This is a genomic window from Pyramidobacter piscolens W5455 (assembly GCF_000177335.1).
Taxonomy (GTDB): Bacteria; Synergistota; Synergistia; order Synergistales; family Dethiosulfovibrionaceae; genus Pyramidobacter; species Pyramidobacter piscolens.
In genome coordinates, this window is record NZ_ADFP01000019.1 from 1 (window position 1) to 20815 (window position 20815).

Genomic DNA, 20815 nt, shown 5'->3' on the forward strand with positions numbered 1-20815 from the left:
TCCGTCCGGCCGCGGCGGGCGAGGACGCGGCGGTAGCGGGCGCGCAGCACGACGGCGCGTTTTTTCTGCTCTCCGGCGGAAGCGTGGCCGAGACGGCACATGGCGTCGCGCGCGGCGTTGCGTTCCGCTTCGGTGCGGTCGGCGCCGATCCCCGTGCCCGACGGTTCCTTGTCGAGCGAGACGGAGCTTTCGAAGATGATCTTGCCGTTGGCGCGGCGGCGCATCGTGTCGTAGCGCGGCGCGCCGAGTTTTTCGTACGAGCAGTCGCGCTCGAGATGCCGCCGCGAGTCGAAGCCCGCGCCCTGGTCGGGATAGTCGGAGAAGCTCTGCAACAGCGCGCGCACGGCGTCCAGCCCGCCGTCGAGAAAAAAGGCGCCGGCCGCGGCTTCGACCGAATCCTCCACCATGGCGTCGGAGACTTCCACGCCGTCGCATACGCGCAGCATTTGGTCGAAGCCGGCCTCGTAGCCCCAGGCGCTGAGATTGCGGCCGCAGACCAGTTTGGAGCGTTCGATGGTCATGAAGCCCTCGTCGGCTTCGGGGTATTCACGGTAAAGGGCTTCGCCGACCAGCAGACTCAAAGCGGCGTCGCCGAGGAACTCGAGGCGTTCGTTGTTCATGCTCGGGTTCGGCCCGCCGGCCCCGGAGCGCTGCGTGAAGGCCAGGCGCAGCAGCTCGGGATCGCGGAACTGATAGCCGGTGCGCTTCTGCAGGCTGTCGGCGCGCTGCCAGAACTCCTTTGGCATGTTTTTTCCGTTCATCCGTTCACCTCCTTTCGATGATCTTTACGCGCCGGATTCGCGCCCGACGCTTTCAAACAAGAAGATTCTAGCACACCGCGCGCCGCCGCACAAAAAAACGCCGCGTCCTTTTCACGGGGGCGCAGCGTTTCATGATTTTCGCGAAAATTACTTTTTCGCTCCGGCGGCGAACGCGCGCACGGAGATGCCCAGCTCGTCGAGCTGGAGCGCTTCGACCGGCGACGGCGCGCCGGCCATCAGGTCCTGGGCCTTGGCCGTCTTGGGGAAGGCCATCACCTCGCGGATGCCTTTGCAGCCGCACAGCAGCATACAGAGGCGGTCGAAGCCGATGGCCAGCCCGCCGTGAGGCGGCGTGCCGTACTTGAGCGCGTCGAGGAAGAAGCCGAAACGGCTTTGCGCCTCCTCGGGCGTGAAGGCCAGACATTTGAAAACCTTTTCCTGCACTTCCTCGTCGTGGATGCGGATCGAGCCGCCGCCGACCTCGATGCCGTTGAGCACAAGGTCGTAGGTGCGCGAGCCGCAGCGCGCCGGGTCGCTTTCGAGATACGGCAGATCTTCGGGATTGGGCTGGGTGAACGGATGGTGCGTGGCCACCCAGCGGTTCTCGTCGGGGCTCCATTCCAGCAGCGGGAAGTTGGTGACCCAGAGGAACTCCCAGCCCTCGCGCACCAGGCCGTGGGCTTTGGCAACGTCGAGACGCAGCTGCCCCAGCACCGTGGCGACCAGCATGGCGTCGACGTTGGCGATCAGGAAAACGGCGTCGCCGTCCTGCGCCTGCGCCATTTCGAGGAACTGCGCCTTGTGTTCGTCGTCGAGGTATTTGGCCAACGGCCCCTTGAGAACGCCTTCCTTGATCTGGAAAAACGCCACGTCGGGCGCGCCCAGCTTCTTGCCCGCGGCGGCCACGTCCTCGCACTGTTTGCGCGACCACGCGGCGCCGCCGGGGACGGCGATCGTGCGGATCACGCCGCCGCCGGCGAGCAGGCTCCGAAACGGCGCGAAACCGCACCCCTCGAACGCCGCGCTCACGTCGTGAATTTCGAAGGGGATGCGCAGGTCGGGCTTGTCGCTGCCGAAGCGGCGCATTGCCTCCCGATAGCCGAGGCGGCGGAAAGGCGCCGTGATCTCGACGCCGAGGATCTTTTTCCAGAGGCCGACGACGTAGCCCTCGAGCAGTTCGTACACGTCTTCTTCGGTGACGAAGCTCATCTCCAGATCGACCTGGGTGAACTCGGGCTGGCGGTCGGCGCGCAGGTCCTCGTCGCGGAAGCATTTGGCGATCTGATAATAACGATCCATGCCGGAGATCATCAGAATCTGCTTGAACAGCTGCGGCGACTGGGGCAGCGCGTAAAACGAACCGGGCGTGACGCGGCTGGGTACGAGGTAGTCGCGCGCGCCTTCGGGCGTGGACTTCATCAGGATCGGCGTTTCCACCTCGGTGAAGTCGCGGCCGTTCAGATAGGCGCGGGTGTACTGGGCCACCTCGTGGCGCGTGCGCAGGTTGTTCTGCATGCGCTCGCGGCGCAGGTCGAGATAACGGTAGGTGAGGCGAAGGTTTTCGTCCACGCTTTCCGTCTCGTCGCCGATCTCGAAGGGAATCTGAGCGGCGGCCGACAGCAGCAGGAAGTCGCGCGCCACCATCTCCCAGCGTCCGGTTGCCATGTGGGGATTGATCATGCCGTCGGGGCGCACGCGCATCGTGCCCTTCACGGCGATCACGTATTCGCTGCGCAGATCGCCGGCGTCGGCGTGCATCTTCACGTCCACCTCCGGCGTAAAGACCACTTGCACGCTGCCCGACTTGTCCCACAACTCGATGAAGATCACGCCGCCATGGTCGCGGCGATTGCGGACCCAGCCGTTGAGCACGATTTCCTTGCCGACCAGCTCCTCGCCGACCAGCCCGCATTTGACGGTTCGCTTCCAGCTTGAATCAAAAATTCCCTTGCGCATTGTTCTCCAAACTCCCTTTGTCTGTTTAAAAAAGTTCAACGAAGCGCCGCGCCGAAACGGCGCTTCGCTCCTTTTAACGTGTGCCGGCCAGAGACGCCACGCGGGCGGGCACGTCGGCGAGAGGCACTTCTTCCTGCGCCGCCGCGCTCAGGTCGCGCACCGCGGCCACGCCGCGGGCAAGCTCGTCGCCGCCGAGGATGCAGGCCGCTTTGGCGCCGCTGGCAACCGCCGTTTTCATCTGTCCCTTCATGCCGCGCCCGGCGTAGTCCATGTCGGCCTTCAGCCCCGCGCGGCGCAGCGCGTAAAGCAGCTCCACGGCGTCGAGGCGGGCCGTCTCGTCCGGACAGACCACGTAAGCGTCGAGCGCCGGTTCTGCGCCGAACGAACAGCCCTGCTCGCCCATGACGAGGATGACGCGGTCGAGCCCGGCCGCGAATCCCACGCCGGGCACGTGCGGCCCGCCGATCGCCTCCGCCAGATTGTCGTAGCGGCCGCCGCCGCACACGGCGCTCTGCGCGCCGAGGTCGCCGGACTTCACCTCGAAAGCGGTCTTGGTGTAGTAATCGAGGCCGCGCACCAGCGTTTTGTCGAGCGTGTATTTGACGCCCAGCCGGGTCAGCGCCGCGGTGACGGTCTTGAAGTGTTCGGCGCATTCGTCGCAGAGGCTGTCGAAAATGTCGGGCGCGCCGGCGACGATCTCGCGGTCTTCCTTGCAGTCGAGCACGCGCAGCGGGTTGCGCTCAAGACGGCTTTTGCAGGTGTCGCAGAGTTCGCCGCACCGCCCCTGCAGATAGCCGATCAGCTTTTCGCGGTAGACGGGGCGGCACCTGGGGCAGCCCACCGAATTGATCACCACCTCGAGGTTCCGCATCCCCAGCGTGCGGAACAGCTCGATGGCAGTCATGATCACCTCCGCGTCGACGAGCGGGCTCTCGGAGCCGATCTCCTCGTAGTCGAGCTGCCAGAACTGGCGGTAGCGCCCCTTCTGAGGGCGCTCGTAACGGAACATCGGCCCCGCGCCCCACAGCTTGGCGGGGTTGCCGCCGGGCACGCCGAGCGAGTGCTCCACGTAGCTGCGCATCATGCCGGCCGTCATCTCCGGGCGCAGCGTGATGCTGCGGTCGCCCTTGTCGGTAAAGGTGTACATTTCCTTTTCCACGATGTCGGTCGTGTCGCCGACGCCGCGGCTGAAGAGCTCGGTATGCTCGAAGATCGGAAGCCGGACCTCGCTGTAATTGAATCTGCCCGCCGTCTCCGCGGCGCGGCCGAGCACATAGGCCCATTTCCAAGACTCGTCGGGAAGGATATCGCGGACTCCGCGCGGTCCCTTGATAGATTCGGACATCGATCCGTACCTCCTGCGCATCGAAAAATTTTAGCGACGCGGCTTCGCGAACCGCCGCGCGCGAAATCACAGCTTCTATAAAGCAAATATTATACCGCAGATCGCGAATCTGGGAAGAGGCTCTTTTCACAAAACCCGCACGAGGCGGAACGGCGCGGGAAAGATCCCGGCGGGGCGTTCGGAGAATCTCCAAGGCATCTTTTCATGAAAAATGTTCTACGTGGAACATTTATCCCGGGAAGATTCTCAGCGCCGAAAATGAACCGCGATCCACACGCAGGGCGGTTCGGCGCTCGTGTGCACGACGCGGTGTCGGACATGGGCGGGGATCAGAAGCCAGTCGCCCGGAGCCAACGGGCTCTCGTCGCCATTGTCCCAGAGCAGGCGCGCTTCTCCCTGCAGCAGCGCCACCCATTCGTCGCCGTCCTGGTCGTACCACTCGCCCTCGGGCGTGGCCTGCCCGACGGAGACGATGCGCTCGACGCGACAGCCCCGACCGGCCGCCAGTTCGTCGAAGAGTTCGCCGCCGTCGGACGCGCAGCGCCGCGACAGGTCGAAAAGACGGCCGCGCTTCACTTCCATGATTCCCCGCCGCGGGCGATGCCGACGACACGCTCCCATTTCGCGTCGATCGGTTTCCACGCCAGCGCGCGGCAGTCGCGCTGAAGCTGCTCCCAAGAAACCTGACAGGTATTCCGGTACCGGTCCGCTGAGTTCATCAAGTACGCCTCCGTCGGCACATAAAGTTGAAAACTTGCCTCATTATATCACCGCTGCCGCGACGCTCCCGCCCCTTCCGCGCGCAGAAAAGGCGCTTTCCCGCGCAAACGGGGAAAGCGCCTTTTTACCGGCGGCTCATACTCGTTTTCGTTAAAAAGAGCGATGAACTTCCGCCTCTTCATAGCGCCGGAGGCGCGTCGAAAACTGCATGAAATCGCGTGCCGCATGTTTCGTGCGGCGCGACCGCCCCATCGGAAAGCGGTATCAGGAGTGATAAGGCGGAGGCGCGGAACGAGGGGCGCGCCAGCTCATCATGAAGCGCCAGCCGCGAACGGAACCGGATTCAAGCGCGGAAGACGTTCCCGCAGCGCCTCTCACGGGGCGGGAACTTGAGTTCTTCCGGCAAAATCCGTATAATCGGCTGAAAAGCGACACTGAGGAGGGATGTTCCCATGAAATTCGTCGTCGCGCCCCAATTTTTCGAGAAACTTCCCGACGTCTGCTTTGGCGTCGTGGTCGCCAGAAACATCGACAACGCGGCTGTTTACCCGCGGATCGAGGCGATGCTCGAGGAGGCTGTCGCCGCTGCCGCGGCCCGCTACGAAGGACGAAAAATCAAGGACGAACCAGCCATCCTGCCTTATCGTCAGGCCTTTCAGGCGCTGGAGCTCAATCCCAATAAATTCATGAGTTCCATCGAAGCCATGTTCACCCGCGTCGGCAAGGGCAAGGGACTGCCGCGCATCAATCCCATCGTCGATCTCGGCAACGCGCTTTCGCTCAGACACGCATTGCCCATGGGAGCTCACGACATCGGCCGGATGGACGGCGACATAGAAGTGCGCTTCGCGCGCGAGGGCGACCGCTTCGTCCCCTTCGGCGAAGCCAAGGCAGAGCCCGTGCCCGCCGGCGAACCAGTCTACGCGGTCGGCCGGAACATTCGCACGCGCCGCTGGATCTGGCGGCAAAGCGAACTGGGCAAGATCGGCCCGCAGTCCAAGGACATCTTCTTCCCCATCGACGGCTTCGCCTCCGCGAACAAAGAGGCGATCTTCGCCGCCCGCCGCGAACTGGCCGATTGCTGCGCTCGCATCTTCGGCTGCCGCGACGTGAAGATCGATTTTCTCGACGCTTCCCACCGCGAGACGACGCTATAGCCGCGCCCGCTGTTTGCCTAATTCCGCCGGCAGGCGGCGCCGTCTTCATCCTTGCATCATCGCCGAGGCTGCGGCGAGGTTTTCGACTGTCCAGCGCGGCGGTCTCGCACGCGCCGCACACATGGGCCCCGGCGGCGCACGTTCGCGCCGCCGGGGCCCATGTGTGCGGCCATTTTCGTCTGTTCGTGCGCCAAGCCGGCGACGATAAGCACAAAAAGACGACGGCCTCTTTCAAGCCGTCTTCATGCTATTTCTTCATCAAAAAGCCGAGCATAAGGGCGCTGCATGGAAATTCACAAAGCGAGCGGCGCAGACTGCGCAGCAGTCGAGGAAGTTCCGAGCGGCTGAACTCCCTCGCCGCGCCCAGTAAACTATGTTCATGCTTTTTATCAAGAAATAGTATCAGATGCGGTTTTTCCCAACACAACAAAGACTCTCGCGGGGTTCTCTTACCGAACGTTCCCCGCGGAGCCTGCCAATCTCTTCATTGAATCGAGCCACACGAAATCTCCTTCTGCGGCCTTGTTTGGCAAGAACCGCAGAAGGTTCCATCACGCAGGAGGAAAAATCGAAAACGCTATTTCTTCTCTTCTCCGTCCGAACCGTTTTCTTCCGCCGCCTCATCCTTCTTCTCGACGCTGTCGGGGCGGATAAAGTATTTGATGCAGGGACGCCCGCCGGTCTCATAGTCGACGGAGCTGTCGATCTCACCGATCTCGGCAAGGTAGTTCAGATAGCGGCGCACCGTCACTTTGGACAAGCCGACCACGCCGGCCAGCGTGTCGCAGGTGCAGGTCTCGCCTTTCATCTTGTCGAGATGCGAGCGGATCATGTCCAGCGTGCGCTGCTGAAGGCCTTTCTTCAGATCGCGCGCGGGGGCTTGCGGCTGAGGCGCGCCTACGCTGACGAGCGCGTCGATGGCGTCCTGATTCAGCGTCGAAGCGTCTTTCAGCACGTGCGCCTTTTTGCGGTACTTTTCGATAGCCTCCATAAAGCGCTCATACTCGAAGGGTTTGACCAGATAATCCACAATGCCGAGGCGCAGGGCTTCCTCGACGTTCTTCACGTCGTTGGCCGCCGTGACCATGATCACGTCGGACTGGATATCGGCCTTGCGGATCTCGCGAAGAAGTTCCAAGCCGTTCATCACCGGCATGTATACGTCGAGGATGATCAAATCGGGTTCTTCGTCTTCGATATACGCCAGAGCATCCTTGCCGTTATCAAAAACCGCGGCCACTTGGATGTCGTTGGCCGTGTCAAGATAGCGCCGGTTGATCTGCGCAACCATCGGGTCGTCTTCAACAATAATCGTCTTAATCACAGTTTTCCCTCCCTGGTGAAACACACCGTGATGGATGTGCCTGCACCTTTCTCTGAATCTATCTGCATTTCTCCGCCGTTCGACTCAAGCACGGAACGAATCAGCCTCATTCCCGTGCCGCGATGCCGGCCCTTGGAACTATAACCGCCTTGCCTTACGTGCTCAATCTCTTCCGGTGTCATGCCCTCGCCCGTATCGTCAACCGTAACCATCAGGCTTCGCTCATCTTCGTGAATTAACAGAGACACCTCACGGTCGCCTTCGCCCTTGGCCTTAGAGTTGACCGCTTCGATGGCGTTCTCGACAAGGTTGCCGACCAGCGTTACAAAAGCGTCGCCGGACAGGAACTGGCTGACTGCCGGAACTGAGCTGGAACCGACCAGATTGAACTCTATATCCAGCTCCCGGCAGTGAGACATTTTGCCAAGGAGCAGGGCTCCCAAATTTTTGTTGCGAATCTTCTGCAGGACCGCCGCGATGACATCCGACTGTTCCCGGGCGATCCCGGTAATGTAGCGCTCGGCTTCCTCCGGCTCGCCGATACGCAGCAGGCCGAGGATCACCTGCATCTTGTTCATGAACTCGTGGCTGTTGCTGCGCAGCGCGTCGATCATGTGGTTGACGCCGGTCAGCTCTTCCGCCATGCGGGTCAGTTCGGTACGGTTGCGCAAAATGGCCACCGCCCCGAGAAGCGTCCCGTTTTCCCTGATGGGGATGCGGTTGCAGAGAATATTGACGTCGCCCAGGATAATGCCGCTGTTATACAGCGGCTCCCCCGACGCCAACGTTTCGCCGATGCGGATCTGCGGGTAAATGTCGTCGAGGAGCCGGACGCGCAGATCCTCAGGAGCGATGTGGAGCATCGTCCCGGCCGCCTTGTTGACCAGCGTAATATAGCCGGCCGCATCGACGGCCACGATCCCCTCCTCCAGCGAATTCAAGACTTCGTCGCGTTCGAGGAAGAACTTCGACAGCTGTTCCGGCTCGTACCCCAGCAGCGTTTTTTTGATGCCGCGGGCCGTCAGCCACGCCGCCAGCAGGCCGGTCGCCAAGATCAGCAGGAACGTGCGGAAGTGCGCTTCGTAGATCTCCCGGCGCTGCGAGGCGATGTTGGTCATCAGCGAGGCGACCACAATGAAACCGATCTCTTTCTGCGTCTCCGCGTCGAAAACCGGTACGAAATAGCGTTTTTGGTCGCCCAGCGAGCCGACGGCGCGGGAAAAGTAGCGTTCTCCCCTCAGCACCCGCTCTTCGTCACCACCGACGAAATTCTCGCCGATGCGGGAACGGTTCACGTGGTACAAACGCCGGAGACGCATGTCCGCCAACGTGATCACGTCGACGTCGCGCAGTCCTTTGATGAGATTGTCCAGATAAAGGATCAATTCCTCGCTGCTCTGGTCTTCCTTGAAAGCCTGAATGACCAGCGGATTGGCGGCAACCATCTCGCCCAGGTCGTGCAGCGTCGTCTCGGTCCGGTGGCTTTGAAGCTTCAGATTGAGGCGCAGGACCATCACGATCGTAAAACCGATCGCTAGAAACACAAGAATGACGCTGCCCAGCATGAGCTTCTGCGATAGAAGCATGACGCGGGCATTCTTGCCTGTTTTCATGTTCGTCTCCCAAACTCTTCGTAAGAAGTGCGCCGACGGCCAGCCGGAAGCGCCTGTCCACATGAAAGTTATTTTATCATACTTTAGCACTTTTGGGAGATTTTAATTCCATCCCAAAAGAACAATAACTATCAATCATGGCGATAACGTTCCATATCCGCAGAAAATCGCGCAACACCCGACGGTGGAGCAAAAATTTCACCCTCCGGCGTCCTTTTGTCCCGGAGTTCTCATTTACTTAGTATGTATAATATCATACCCTCCTGAGGAAACGCAATAACTAAAATGATAAAACCTGAATAATGCGCATTTTCAATCAAAGAAACTTCACTGGCAACGCGGTGATTCGAAGCGCCTCCAAAGATTCGCCTCGTAACGCCGCAAGTTCGTGAGGGCCGCAAAAAACGCGGCGCCGCCGAAAAAGGCGGCGCCGCGTTTCCAGGCCGGAATCATGAATCGTCGTCGAGGGGACGACGGGAATCTCTACATCGGCGGCAGGACGCCGGCGGGCAGCGTGGCGTAGACGCCGGGGCCGATCGGCAGCCCGAAGTAATCCCAAACGATGAAGAAGACGATCCAGGCGATCTGCATGAAGAACGCGATCGGCACGAGATTGGCCACGAGCGTGCCGATCTTGATGTCCTTCATGTATTTGGCCTGCGCGACGCTCAGGACCATCCAGATATAGGGACTCATCGGCGTGAAGCAGTTGGTGGGAGAGTCGCCGAGCCGGTACAGCAGCTGGGTGAATCCGGGATGGTAGCCGAGTAGCATGAACATGGGCACGAAGATGGGAGCGAAGATGGCCCACTTGGCCGAGCCGGAGGCGACGAAAAGATTGACGACCATCGCCAGCAAAATGAAGGCGACGCACATGGACGTCCCCGTGAAGCCGATGCCCTTGAGGAAATCGGCGCCGCCGATGGCGAGCATGGTGCCCAGCTTGGTCCAGTTGAACAGCATGTTGAATTGTCCGGCGAAGAAACAGAACACGACGTAGCCGCCCATGGCCGCGGCCTGCTTGACCATGCCTTTGTTGAGGTCGCCGCTGTTCTTGATCGTGCCGGCGGAATAACCGTACACGATGCCCGGCAGCGCGAAGAAGAAAAACAGAAGCGGGATCAGCCCCTTGAGCATGGGCGAACCGACAAAGGCGCGGCTGCCGTCGGGCATGATCTTGGCCAGCGGGCCGAAGAAGAAGCCGAGGACCAGCAACGCAACGTAAGCCAGCGCCACCCATCCGGCACGGCGCAGTCCCTTTTTCTGGTTGTCGGTCAGCTCTTCGATCTTGGCGTCGTCGGCGCCGCCCTCGTACTTGCCGAAGCGGGGCTCGACGAGCCAGGTGCAGACGCCGCCGATAACGAGAGTGCAGAGGAACGTGGAGGCGATCAGGAAGAACCAGTTGCAGGTCACGTCGACCGTGAACGTGCTGTCGGGGATAAAGCCTTTGATGGCCTGATTGGTCAGCCCCTGAAGCAGGGAGTCGGTGCCGGCGATCATCAGGTTAGCGGTGAACCCGGCCTGGGCGCCGGCGTAACCGTTGATCATGCCGACGACGGGATGCTTGCCCACGCCCATGTAAACGATGGCGGCCATCGGCGGGATCACGACCATGGCGGTGTCGGAAGCAATGTTGCCGACGGTGCCAAGGAACGCGATCACGAAGGGCACCAGAGCGGGCGGAACGTTTCTCATGCACTTGCTGAGCATGGCCAAAAGCAGGCCGGACTCCTCGCACATGCCAATGGCGAGCGTCATGGTGATGACGAGCCCCAGCGGCGCGAAGCCGGTGAAGTTCTTGACCATGTTGTCGAGAAGCCACTGAAGTCCGGTGGCGGAGAAAAGATTCTGGGATTTCACGACCGCCTTGGCGGGATCCGAAATGGCCGGATTGATCATCGAGAAATCCGTCACGGTGAAGATGGCGCCGATCACGGCGACGATCAGGAAGAGCCAGCAGAACAGGATGGCCGGCGGCGGCAATTTGTTGCACACGCGCTCGATGCCGTCCAAAAAGCGGTCTACCCACGATCTCTTCGCTACTGCAGTGTCAGTCATGTTTCTTTGACCCCCCTCAAAAAGATAAAAGTGATTGATAACGCCGCACAGGCCCCTCTCGAGCTCCCAGCGCCGATGAACCCGATCTTGGGCTTGCTTTTGGAAATTATATCACACGAGGATACGAAACTACAATAAAAATTTCCGCATGCTTTATCAAGCGGCTGTGCTACAATAGCGGAGATCCCGAAATTTCAGGTTGAAATCTTACTCGCAGGAGAGGGGCCGGTCTCATGGGAATCAATTTTTTGGGCATGAATCTGCGCCTTTGGAAACTGCATTCCGTTTCGGACTATGCGTGGTTTTTCTTTTTCATGGCGGCCGGCGCTCTCGCGTTCGTTTTTCTGGCGAAGCGCATCGGCACAAAGCGCCATGATGCCGCCGCGGCGAAACGCGTCGGCAAAAAGCTGCGCAGGCTCTGCAAGAAAGACGGCGCCGTCTTGGATGCCGGCCGGTTTGCCGTGCCGGGAGGAAAAGCCGACCTCCTCCTGGTCTCGTCGCGCGGGATCTTCGCGCTGCGCTGCATCGGCTGGGGAATCAGGGTTTTCGGCAGCGCGGGAAGCCCGGAGTGGAGAGTCGAGGACAACAACGAAACGCGCCGCATCCCCAATCCGCTGACGGAAGCGCGTTCGGCCGCGGCAGCGCTGACCGCCCAGTTGGAGGAACAGGGGCTCGCCGCAACGGCGCGGCCGCTGGCCGTTTTCGCCGACCCGTTCGACTCCCCCCGCCTCAGCCTTGAGGGCGGCGTCAGCGCCGTCGCTTACGGCGACCTGAAAAAGTGGTATCATTCTCAGCCGGAGCAGTCCGCCATGGACCGATCCGCCCGGGACGGAATCATCCAGGCCCTTGCGCTTGCAGAATCGAAAGAGGAGAGAAAATCATGATCGACAGCGAACGACTGGTAAAGAACTTCTGCGCCTACGCGCGGACCGACAGCGAAAGCTTCGACGAAGGCGCCATGGAAGAGCGGCTCGTCGCCGACCTCAAAGCCCTCGGCTGCGAGGTACGCACCGACGACGCCGGGAGCAAAACCGGCTCCACCGGCAACAACATTTACGCCTTTTACAAGGGCACGCTGCCCGGCGAGCCGCTGATCTACTCGTGCCACATGGACACCGTCGCGCCGGGGAAAGGCGTCGCCCCCGTCGTCAAAGACGGCGTCATTTCCAGCGGCGGCGACACGATCCTCGCCGCCGACGACAAGGCGGGCATCGCCGGCATCGTCGAGGCGCTGACCGTCGTCCGCGAAAAAGGGCTGCCCTGCCACGACTTCGAGATCGTCGTCACCATCGGCGAGGAACAGGGCCTGCTGGGCGCCAAGAACTTCAATTTCAGCCAGGTCAAAGGCAAGGAAGCCGTGGTCCTCGACGGCGCCGGCGACGTCGGCACGATTGTCCCCAACGCGCCGGGCCAGATCAAGCTGCACGCCGTCGTCACGGGGCGCAGCGCCCACGCCGGCCTGGCGCCGGAAAAAGGCATCAGCGCCATCCAGGCGGCCGCCCGCGGCGTCGCGGCCATGAACCTGCTGCGCGTCGACGGGGAGACGACCTGCAACATCGGCACGTTCAAATCCGAAAGCGCGACCAACATCGTTCCCGCCAAAGCCGAAATTATCGCCGAAGTCCGCAGCCGCAACCTCGACAAGCTCAACGCCCAGGCCGCGCACATGCGCGACTGCCTGCGGAAAGCCTGCGACGAACTTGGCGCCACGCTCGACTGCGAGCTGAAGACGACCTACGTCAGCTTCGCGTGCCCCGACGATCATCCGCTGATGAAGCGCCTGCGCGCGGCCTGCGAGGCGATCGGCTGCCCGGTCCGCCGCGTCGACGGAGGCGGCGGCAGCGACGCCAACGTGATGGCGCTTTCCGGCATCACGCCCGTCGTGCTCGGCACCGGCATGACAGACGTGCACACCGTCAACGAAACGATCACCGTCAAAAATCTCGAAGACACGGCCAGGCTCGTCTTGCGTCTGATGACCGACTGACCGCAAGTTTTCCGCGTCCGGCCGCTGCGGCGCATAGACAAAGGCGGGGAGGAATGTTCCACATGGAACATTCCTCCCCGCCTTTGTTTTTGCCAGCGGAAATCACTTCTTGAACTGATGGTAAAGCTTCGTCAGATAGCGGCCGTAATTGTTGTTTTTGTCCGCCTCGCCGTACTCGCGCAGCTTTTCGAGAGCGAGAAATCCGGCGCTGTAAGCCGCCTCCTCGGGACAGCAGATCATGTGCCCCTGCTCGCGCTCGACGCGCGCCACGTAATTGGACGCCTCCAGCAGACTGTCGTACGTGCCGGAGTCGAGCCACGCAAATCCCTGCGGGAACACCTGCAAGTCGAGCTTGCCCTGCTCCATGTAAACGCGATTCACGTCGGTGATCGACACTTCCTTGTCAGCCGGGATCTGCCGGCGCAGCTCGTGGGCGTACTGCATGACCTTGCCGTCGAAGAAATACAGGCCGACGACGGCGCAGTTCGATTTGGGATGTACAGGCTTTTCCTCGAGCGTCAGGACCTTGCCTTCTTCGTTGAAAGAAGCGACGCCGAAACGTTCCGGATCGGGCACGTTGGCGCCGAAAACGGTGGCACCCTCCATCTGCGCGGACGCCTTGCTGAGCATGGCGGGGAACCCGGAACCGTAGAAGATGTTGTCGCCGAGGATCAGCACGCAGGGATCGCCGGCGATAAAATCCTCCGTCTGGACAAACGCGTCGACCAGACCGTTGGGCACGTATTGAACCGTGTAATGCATATGGATGCCGAAACGGGAGCCGTCGCCGAGCAGCCGTTCGAAACTGTTTTTGTCGACTTCGGACGTGACGAGCATGATGTCGCGCACCCCCGCCTTGATCAGCACCCAGATCGCATAATAGATCATCGGTTTGTCATAAACGGGGATAAGCTGTTTATTCACGGCTAAAGTCATGGGATGGAGCCTGGTGCCGAGACCGGCCGCGAGAATTACTCCTTTTCTGGCCATGAGCGGGCCTCCTTCACAGTGATGTTCTCTTACATTATATCTAATTTTCTTAAAATATCCAGCACACGATTTTGCTTATTTTCCCTTTCCGTCTGTGCGCCCGCGGGAAAACGACGGAAGGCGAAGCGTGGTACAATTCCGGTGGAGAATCTATTCCATGGGGGGATTTCATATGAAAAAAGCGCTTTTAATCAACGGCAGCCCGCATCGGGAAGGTTGCACTTTCACCGCGCTGGCCGAACTGCAAAAGGCGTTGGACGGCGCGGGCGTCGCCGGCGACCTGCTTTGGCTGGGGACAAAGCCCATGCAGGACTGTACCTCCTGCGGCCGCTGCGAAGCGACGGGACTCTGCGTCTTCGGCGACCAGGTCAACGAAGTGCTGGATCAGCTCGACGATTACGGCGCCATCGTGGCCGGCTCGCCGGTCTACTATTCCGGGGCGACGGGACGCCTGTGTTCGTTTCTCGACCGCCTTTTCTACGCCGGCGGCGACCGCATGGCCGGCAAGCTGGGGGCGGCCGTGGTGTCCTGCCGGCGCGGCGGATCCACAGCCTCGTTCGAGCGGCTCAATCAGTACTTTCTGATCAGCAACATGTTCGTTGTCGGTTCGCAGTACTGGAACCAAGTGCACGGCTTCACGCCCGACGACGTGCGCCAGGACGCCGAGGGACTTCAGACCATGCGCACGCTGGGGGTCAACATGGCCTGGATGCTCCGTTCCATCGAAGCCGGGCAGAAGGCCGGCATTCCCGCGCCGGCCTACGAGGAACACGTTTGGACGCACTTCATCGGTTGAATTTCACCGCGCATACGACATAGGGGTTTCGGCCTGGCGCCGAAACCCCTATGTCGTCCTGCCGCGGCCTACATCTCGATGACACCCTCAAAATCGCAGTCCACGCCGCCGATCAGGAATATCCCTTCAGGCGCGAGCCGGACGACCAGCAGCCCCCCCGCCGTCTTCACGGAGATCTCGCCTTCGTCTACCAACCCCAGCCTGGCCGCGACGACGGCCGCGGCGCAGACCGAGGTGCCGCAGCTCATGGTTTCGCCGATGCGGCGCTCCCATGTGCGCACCCGCAGCGTGTGGCGGTCGGCAACGCTGACGCAGCTGACGTTGGTCCCTTCCGGAAATATCTCCGCGCGCTCCATCAACGGGCCTTCCACGTTCAGTTCCGCGCCGTCGCAGTCGTCGGTCAGAATCACGCACTGCGGGTCGCCCAGCGACAGGCAGGTAATCTGGTCATCGAACCCGCCGCAGGAATAGTACTGACTGACCACGGGCCGGCCGTCGGCGTTGAGCGTGACGGGCACGCGCGCGGGGTCGAAATCGGGTCGGCCGATCAGCGCCTCGACGCTGTAGATCTCGCCGTCGCGGTCGTAAAGGCGAAGCGCCTTGACGCCGTCGTCGGTTTCGATCGACAGATCTTTTTTCTTCACGTCCAGTTTCTCGTAAAGATATTTGCCTACGCCGCGCAGCGCGTTGCCGCCGATGCGGGCGCGCGTGCCGTCGGCATCGTAAAGGGTCATGCGCGCGTCGGCTTTTCCCCGGGGCGGGGCGACGATCACAAGGCCATCGCCGCCGACGCTGCGCCGTCGCCCGCACAGGGCCACGCTGAGGCTGGCCGGCTCGGCGACGCTCTGGCGGATTGCATCGACATAGATATATTCGTTGCCGCCGCAATGCATCTTGACAAAACGGACGGGACGTTTGCGATCCGGCAAATGGGCCATGTCGACGAGCTCCACGTTGCCCTCGTCGTAACCGCTGACCATACAGTCTACGAGAGCGCGGGCCGTGTCGAGGCTGGTCATGCAGGCGGCGCGGCGCTCGATGGCCTTGCTGCGCAGCACCTGAGCGTCGGCGCGCTCGCTGCTGTCGGGCGAGCTGGTCGAGAGCACGTACTGCACGCGTCCCTGATCGAGCAGATAAGGAATATCGCGGTTGCCCTGGCTGATCTTGCCCACCGAGGCGCTGCGAATGCCACGGCTTTTCAGGTACTCGGCGGTGCCGCCGGTGGTGTAAAGGCGGCAGCCCAGCGAAGCGAGGCGACGGGCCAGTTCCACGATCTCCGGCTTGTCGCGGTCCTGCACGCTGATCAGCACGCCGCCCGGTTCGTGATGGCGCACGGCGTAACCGGCCGCGATCAATCCTTTGTACAGGGCCTCCTCGAGATTTTTTCCCACGCCGAGCACTTCGCCGGTGGACTTCATCTCCGGCCCCAGCTGCACATCGGCGCCGCTCAGCTTTTCGAAGGAGAACACGGGCACCTTGACGGCGCAGTAAGGGCTGGGTCGGTACAGGCCCGTGCCGCAGGGCAGGTCGCGCAGCTTCGGCGCGTCGGGCGTCAGCGTGACGAGCATCACCTGCGTGGCGATATCCACCAGCGGCAGCCCGGTGACTTTGCTGATGTAAGGGATCGTGCGGCTGGCGCGGGGGTTGCTCTCGATCACGTAAACTTGGTTGTTGTAGATCACGTACTGGATGTTGACCAGTCCCTTCACGCCCAGTTCGAGGGCGATGCGGGCTGTGCTCTCCACCAACTTTTCTGTGACGGGGCCAGAAAGGTTCCAGGCCGGATAGGCGGCGATGCTGTCGCCGGAATGGACTCCGGCGCGCTCGATGTGTTCCATGATGCCGGGAATCAGCACGTCGGTCCCGTCGCAAACGGCGTCGACTTCCACCTCGGTGCCTTCGAGGTATTTGTCGATCAGCACGGGGCCATCGGTCCCGATGGCGAGAAGGCGCCGCATGTAATTGCTGACGCTCTCGTCGTCGTAAGCGATGATCATGTTCTGGCCGCCCAGCACGTAGGACGGGCGCACGAGCACGGGGTAGCCGATGTCGCGGGCGGCGTCGAGCGCCTGCTCCAGCGTTTCCACGCCATGCCCCCTGGGGCGGGCGATGCCGCAGCGGTTCAGAATCGCGTCGAAGCGCTCGCGGTCCTCGGCGGCGTCGATGGCGTCGGCGCTGGTGCCGAGGATGGCGACGCCGTTTTCGCTGAGGGATTTCGTCAGCTTGATGGCAGTCTGCCCGCCAAAGGCCACGACCACGCCGAGAGGCCTTTCCAGACGGATGATGTCCATCACGTCCTCCGGCGTGAGCGGTTCGAAGTAAAGGCGGTCGGCCGTGTCGAAATCGGTGCTGACCGTCTCGGGATTGTTGTTGATCATCACGACCGTGTACCCCAGGCGCTTCAGCGCCCACACGCAGTGCACGGCGGCGTAGTCGAACTCGATGCCCTGGCCGATACGGATCGGCCCGCTGCCGAGAACGACGACGGTCCCTTTGGAGGTCGTGAGGCCGTCACGATGGGCGATGAATCCGGCCGCTTCGTCTTCGCTGCCCGAAACCGGGGCGGCGGCGTAAAAGTAAGGCGTTTCGGCGGCAAATTCGGCGGCGCAGGTATCGACCATGCGGTAGACCGGCGCCTGATGTTTTTCCACTTTCGCGCCCGAAAGCTTCTCGATCGTGCGGTCGAGGAAGCCCACCGCCTTGGCGCCGGCGTACAGATCCTCGGTCAATGAGCCGCCGCACTTCTGCAAAGCGCTCTCAACGGCAAGGATTTTTTTCAGTTTCCAGAGGAACCAGCGGTCGATCTTCGTCACGTCGTGGACATGATCGACCGAAACGCCGCGGCCCAAGGCCTCGTACACGACGGACAGCCGCTGGTCGGTAGGCTCTTGCAGGCAGGCCTCGACCTGATCGTCGCCGAGTCCCTTCAGGGAAGCGAGACGCGGCGAATCCATGCCGATCTCGGCGCCGCGCAGCGATTTGAGCAACGCTTCCTCGAAGGTCGGCGCCATCGCCATCACCTCGCCGGTGGCTTTCATTTGCGGTCCCAGCGTGCGCGTGGCGCTGCTGAACTTGTCGAAGGGCCAGCGCGGCATCTTCACCACCACGTAGTCCAGCGCCGGCTCGAAGAAAGCCGACGTCTTGCCGGTGACGGCGTTGGGGATCTCGTCAAGGCGCAGCCCCATGGCGATCTGCGCCGAGACCTTGGCGATCGGGTAACCGGTCGCCTTGGAGGCCAGAGCCGAAGAGCGCGACACGCGCGGGTTGACTTCGATCACGGCATATTCGAAGTTGTCGGGATTGAGCGCGAACTGCACGTTGCAGCCGCCCTGCACCTCGAGCTCGCGCACGATGCGGAGCGCCGCGCTGCGCAGCAGCTGGTACTCTTTATCGGCCAACGTCAGCGCCGGCGCCACGACGATGGAATCGCCGGTGTGCACGCCTACGGGATCGAGGTTCTCCATGGAGCAGATGGCGATACAGTTGTCGTCGCCGTCGCGCATCATTTCGAACTCGATCTCTTTCCAGCCGGCGACGCTGCGTTCCACGAGGATCTGTCCCACGGGCGAAACTTCCAGGCCGCGGCGCGCGAGCTGCTCCATCTCCGCGGCGTTGTGAGCGATGCCTCCGCCGGTGCCGCCCAGCGTGAAGGAGGGGCGGATGATGACGGGGTAACCGATTTTGGCGCCGAAGTTCATGGCTTCGTCCACGCGAGTCGCAATCGCCGAGGGGATCACGGGTTCGCCGATTTTCTCCAGCATGTCCTTGAAAAGCTGGCGGTCCTCGGCGCGTTCGATCGTGTCCAGCGACGCCCCCAGCAGTCTGACGCCCTTCGACTCAAGCCAGCCGTCCCGGGCCAGCTGCATGGACAGGGTCAGCCCGTTCTGGCCGCCGATGGTGGAGAGCAGTCCGTCGGGGCGTTCCTTCTCGACCAGACGCTTCAGGATCTCTACCGTCAGCGGTTCGATGTAGACCTTGTCGGCGATGTCGCTGTCGGTCATGATCGTGGCGGGATTGGAGTTGACCAGGATCACCTCGATGCCGAGCGCGCGCAGGGCCCGGCAGGCTTGGGTGCCGGCATAATCGAACTCGGCGGCCTGGCCGATCACGATCGGACCGGAACCGATGATCATCACCCGTTTCAGTTTTTTATCGAGCGGCATGGCGGACGGCCTCCTCGCAATTTTTCAAAAAACGGTCGAACAGGAACGCCGCGTCCTGCGGCCCGGCACAGGCTTCGGGATGGAACTGCACGGAAAACGCGTTGACGCCGCCGTAGTCGATGCCCTCGCAGGTGCCGTCGTTCACGTTGACGTAGCTCAGACGGTTCTCCGCCGGAACGCTGTCGCTCTCCACCGCGTAACCGTGGTTCTGGCTGGTGATCAGCAGGCGCCCCGTCGCCGTTTCGCGCATGGGCTGGTTCTCGCCGCGGTGGCCGTACTTCAGTTTCACCGTGCGCGCGCCGCGGGCCAGGGCCAGAATCTGATGGCCAAGGCAGATGCCGAACATGGGCAGCCCCGTCTCGGCCACGGCGTTGACGTTCTCGACGATGCCGCGGTAGGAGGCGGGATCGCCGGGACCGTTGGACAGCAGCACGCCGTCGGGGCGCAGGGCAAGGATCTTCACCGCCGCCGTGCCCGCCGGTACCACGGTGACGCGGCAGCCGCGCTCCGTCAGCGCGCGGGCAATGCCGCCTTTGCAGCCGAAGTCCCAGAGCACAATGTGGCGCGTGCCGTCGGGGTTGAGGATAAAGGGCTTGTCGCAGGTCACCGAGAAGACGTCGCTCGACAGCCGCCGTTTCGCCAAGTCCGCCGCGAAAGCCGGCACGTCCTCGGGCAGACGCGAGCAGATCGCGGCGTTCATCGCGCCGTGTTCGCGGATGATACGCGTCAGCGTGCGCGTATCCACTCCGGCAAGTCCGGCCACGCCGCTTTCCCGAAGATAATCGTCAAGTTTGCCGCCGCTGCGGAAGTTCGAAGGAGCGTCGCACAGCTCGCGCACGACATACGCGCTCAGCCGCGGGCGCGGGCTTTCGAAATCCTCGCGGATGACGCCGCAGTTGCCGATCAGCGGGAATGTTTGCACGACGATCTCCCCGTGATAGCTGGGGTCGGTGAGCGTTTCCAGATAGCCGGTCGTGCCCGTGGCGAAAACGATCTCCGCCGTCACGTCGCCGACGGCGCCGAAGCGCTCTCCGGCAAAAACGCGCCCGTTTTGCAGCACCAGAAAAGCTTTTTCTCTCAAAGGCCTCATCCTCTTTTCTCCGTCCGCGCCGCCGCGCGGCGCCGTTTTTCGTCCGCGGTCATTCGCTTTCGTAAAACGCCCGCCAGCCCGACTCGGCGCAGACCAGCAGCGTGTGCCCGGCGGCGGGACGGCCGAGGACTTTCGCCGGCCCTTCGCCGAGAGCCGCCAGCAGCGCGGCGACGCCGCAGGGGCGTCCCTGCGCCTCCCAGCCGTTCAGCAGCGCGGGCAGAACTCCGTCCAGCTTCTCGCTGCCGAAGGGGATCTCCTCGAAGGGCAGGCTCAGCTGATCGGCGCTGCGCGCGCAGTGGTTGCTCACGACCGCCGCGACCAGCCCTTCGTCGAGCGCCTGCCACAGCGCGGCGCGGTCGTCCGCGCCGCGCAGCACCGGCCAGACTTTGAGCGCGCCGTCAAGGGACGCCGCGTCGTACTCGTCTTCGGTATAGAGCAGGTTCATGAAGGGCACGTCGCAGGTCACGTCCCGCCCGCCGTCCCGCGCCGCGCGGATCGCTTCCAGCGAAGCGCGGCAGCTGACGCCGCGCACGTGCAGCGGCACGCCCCATTCGCCGGCCAGCGTCAGAACCGCCGCCACGGCGACGGCTTCGGCCACGGCGGGGACGCCTTTCATGCCCAGCCGGTCGGCCGCGTCGCCGTCGTTGATCTGCCCCGAAACGCACAGCTCGTTCAGGCACGGTCTCACGGCGAGGCGGCACTTCAGGCCGGAAGCGTAGCAGAACAGCGCGCGGAGCCGCCGCCAGTCTTCGAAGCCTTCGGGCACGCAGAACAGATTTTCGCCGTCTTGGGCCATCAGGCCGATCTCGGCCATCGTGCCGTCGGCGCGCAGCGCCGCGGGCAGCGGCCAAAGTC

At 62.5% G+C, this 20815-nt stretch carries 16 protein-coding genes; 4 read left to right on the forward strand and 12 right to left on the reverse strand.

The features are described 5' to 3' along the window. From HMPREF7215_RS12225 to HMPREF7215_RS13035, 5 genes are all read right to left on the reverse strand, one after another. Positions 1-761, reverse strand: a 761-nt coding sequence (locus tag HMPREF7215_RS12225; RefSeq protein WP_009163785.1) for a ribonuclease III family protein, incomplete at its 3' end; no start/stop codon positions are given. 147 nt (positions 762-908) lie between these two features. After that, on the reverse strand, positions 909-2717 hold the full coding sequence (aspS, locus tag HMPREF7215_RS01400; protein WP_009163786.1) for an aspartate--tRNA ligase: 1809 nt from the start codon (positions 2715-2717) through the stop codon (positions 909-911). A gap of 73 nt (positions 2718-2790) precedes the next feature. Continuing rightward, positions 2791-4062: a histidine--tRNA ligase gene (gene hisS / locus HMPREF7215_RS01405; protein ID WP_009163787.1), complete on the reverse strand. Its 1272-nt coding sequence runs from the start codon at positions 4060-4062 to the stop codon at positions 2791-2793. A 246-nt stretch (positions 4063-4308) separates the two neighbouring features. Next, positions 4309-4644, reverse strand: a complete 336-nt coding sequence (locus HMPREF7215_RS01410) for a cupin domain-containing protein (RefSeq protein WP_009163788.1) — start codon at positions 4642-4644, stop codon at positions 4309-4311. After that, a complete protein-coding gene (locus HMPREF7215_RS13035; RefSeq protein WP_009163789.1) occupies positions 4635-4781 on the reverse strand; it encodes a type I phosphoribosyltransferase in 147 nt (48 codons plus the stop codon). The genes HMPREF7215_RS01410 and HMPREF7215_RS13035 overlap by 10 nt, the downstream gene beginning before the upstream one ends. Before the next feature lie 453 nt (positions 4782-5234). Here HMPREF7215_RS13035 and HMPREF7215_RS01415 point away from each other — a divergent pair, with 453 nt between their 5' ends. After that, entirely contained in the window at positions 5235-5939 is a 705-nt protein-coding gene (locus HMPREF7215_RS01415) for a B3/B4 domain-containing protein (RefSeq protein ID WP_009163791.1), read from the forward strand. 577 nt (positions 5940-6516) lie between these two features. Here HMPREF7215_RS01415 and HMPREF7215_RS01420 read toward each other — a convergent pair. The 3 genes from HMPREF7215_RS01420 to HMPREF7215_RS01430 form a co-directional block, all read right to left on the reverse strand. Then, entirely contained in the window at positions 6517-7263 is a 747-nt protein-coding gene (locus HMPREF7215_RS01420) for a response regulator (RefSeq protein WP_009163793.1), read from the reverse strand. Further along, a complete protein-coding gene (locus HMPREF7215_RS01425) occupies positions 7260-8876 on the reverse strand; it encodes an ATP-binding protein (protein ID WP_009163794.1) in 1617 nt (538 codons plus the stop codon). Before HMPREF7215_RS01425 ends, HMPREF7215_RS01420 begins: the two co-directional genes overlap by 4 nt. Positions 8877-9359: 483 nt before the next feature. Next, positions 9360-10934 (reverse strand): AbgT family transporter, encoded by a 1575-nt coding sequence (locus HMPREF7215_RS01430; RefSeq protein ID WP_009163796.1) that lies wholly within the window; start codon positions 10932-10934, stop codon positions 9360-9362. 233 nt (positions 10935-11167) lie between these two features. On the opposite strand from HMPREF7215_RS01430, the gene HMPREF7215_RS01435 reads away from it, so the two are divergent. Both HMPREF7215_RS01435 and HMPREF7215_RS01440 read left to right on the forward strand, forming a co-directional pair. Beyond that, a complete protein-coding gene (locus HMPREF7215_RS01435) occupies positions 11168-11818 on the forward strand; it encodes a nuclease-related domain-containing protein (RefSeq protein ID WP_009163798.1) in 651 nt (216 codons plus the stop codon). Further along, positions 11815-12921, forward strand: a complete 1107-nt coding sequence (locus tag HMPREF7215_RS01440) for a M20/M25/M40 family metallo-hydrolase (RefSeq protein ID WP_009163799.1) — start codon at positions 11815-11817, stop codon at positions 12919-12921. Before HMPREF7215_RS01435 ends, HMPREF7215_RS01440 begins: the two co-directional genes overlap by 4 nt. 102 nt (positions 12922-13023) lie before the next feature. Here the strand turns inward: HMPREF7215_RS01440 and rfbA are convergent, their stop codons facing one another. Further along, complete coding sequence (gene rfbA / locus HMPREF7215_RS01445) at positions 13024-13911, reverse strand: glucose-1-phosphate thymidylyltransferase RfbA (protein ID WP_009163800.1); 888 nt, start codon at positions 13909-13911, stop codon at positions 13024-13026. 172 nt (positions 13912-14083) lie between these two features. On the opposite strand from rfbA, the gene HMPREF7215_RS01450 reads away from it, so the two are divergent. Beyond that, positions 14084-14707 (forward strand): flavodoxin family protein, encoded by a 624-nt coding sequence (locus tag HMPREF7215_RS01450; RefSeq protein WP_040550080.1) that lies wholly within the window; start codon positions 14084-14086, stop codon positions 14705-14707. Between the two features lie 68 nt (positions 14708-14775). On the opposite strand, the gene carB is transcribed toward HMPREF7215_RS01450, so the two are convergent. The 3 genes from carB to HMPREF7215_RS13470 all read right to left on the reverse strand — a co-directional run. Then, entirely contained in the window at positions 14776-18870 is a 4095-nt protein-coding gene (gene carB, locus HMPREF7215_RS01455; RefSeq protein WP_009163802.1) for a carbamoyl-phosphate synthase large subunit, read from the reverse strand. Next, a complete protein-coding gene (locus HMPREF7215_RS01460) occupies positions 18857-19960 on the reverse strand; it encodes a carbamoyl phosphate synthase small subunit (RefSeq protein ID WP_040550082.1) in 1104 nt (367 codons plus the stop codon). The genes carB and HMPREF7215_RS01460 overlap by 14 nt, the downstream gene beginning before the upstream one ends. Before the next feature lie 49 nt (positions 19961-20009). Continuing rightward, positions 20010-20815, reverse strand: an 806-nt coding sequence (locus HMPREF7215_RS13470) for a dihydroorotase (protein ID WP_009163804.1), incomplete at its 5' end; no start/stop codon positions are given.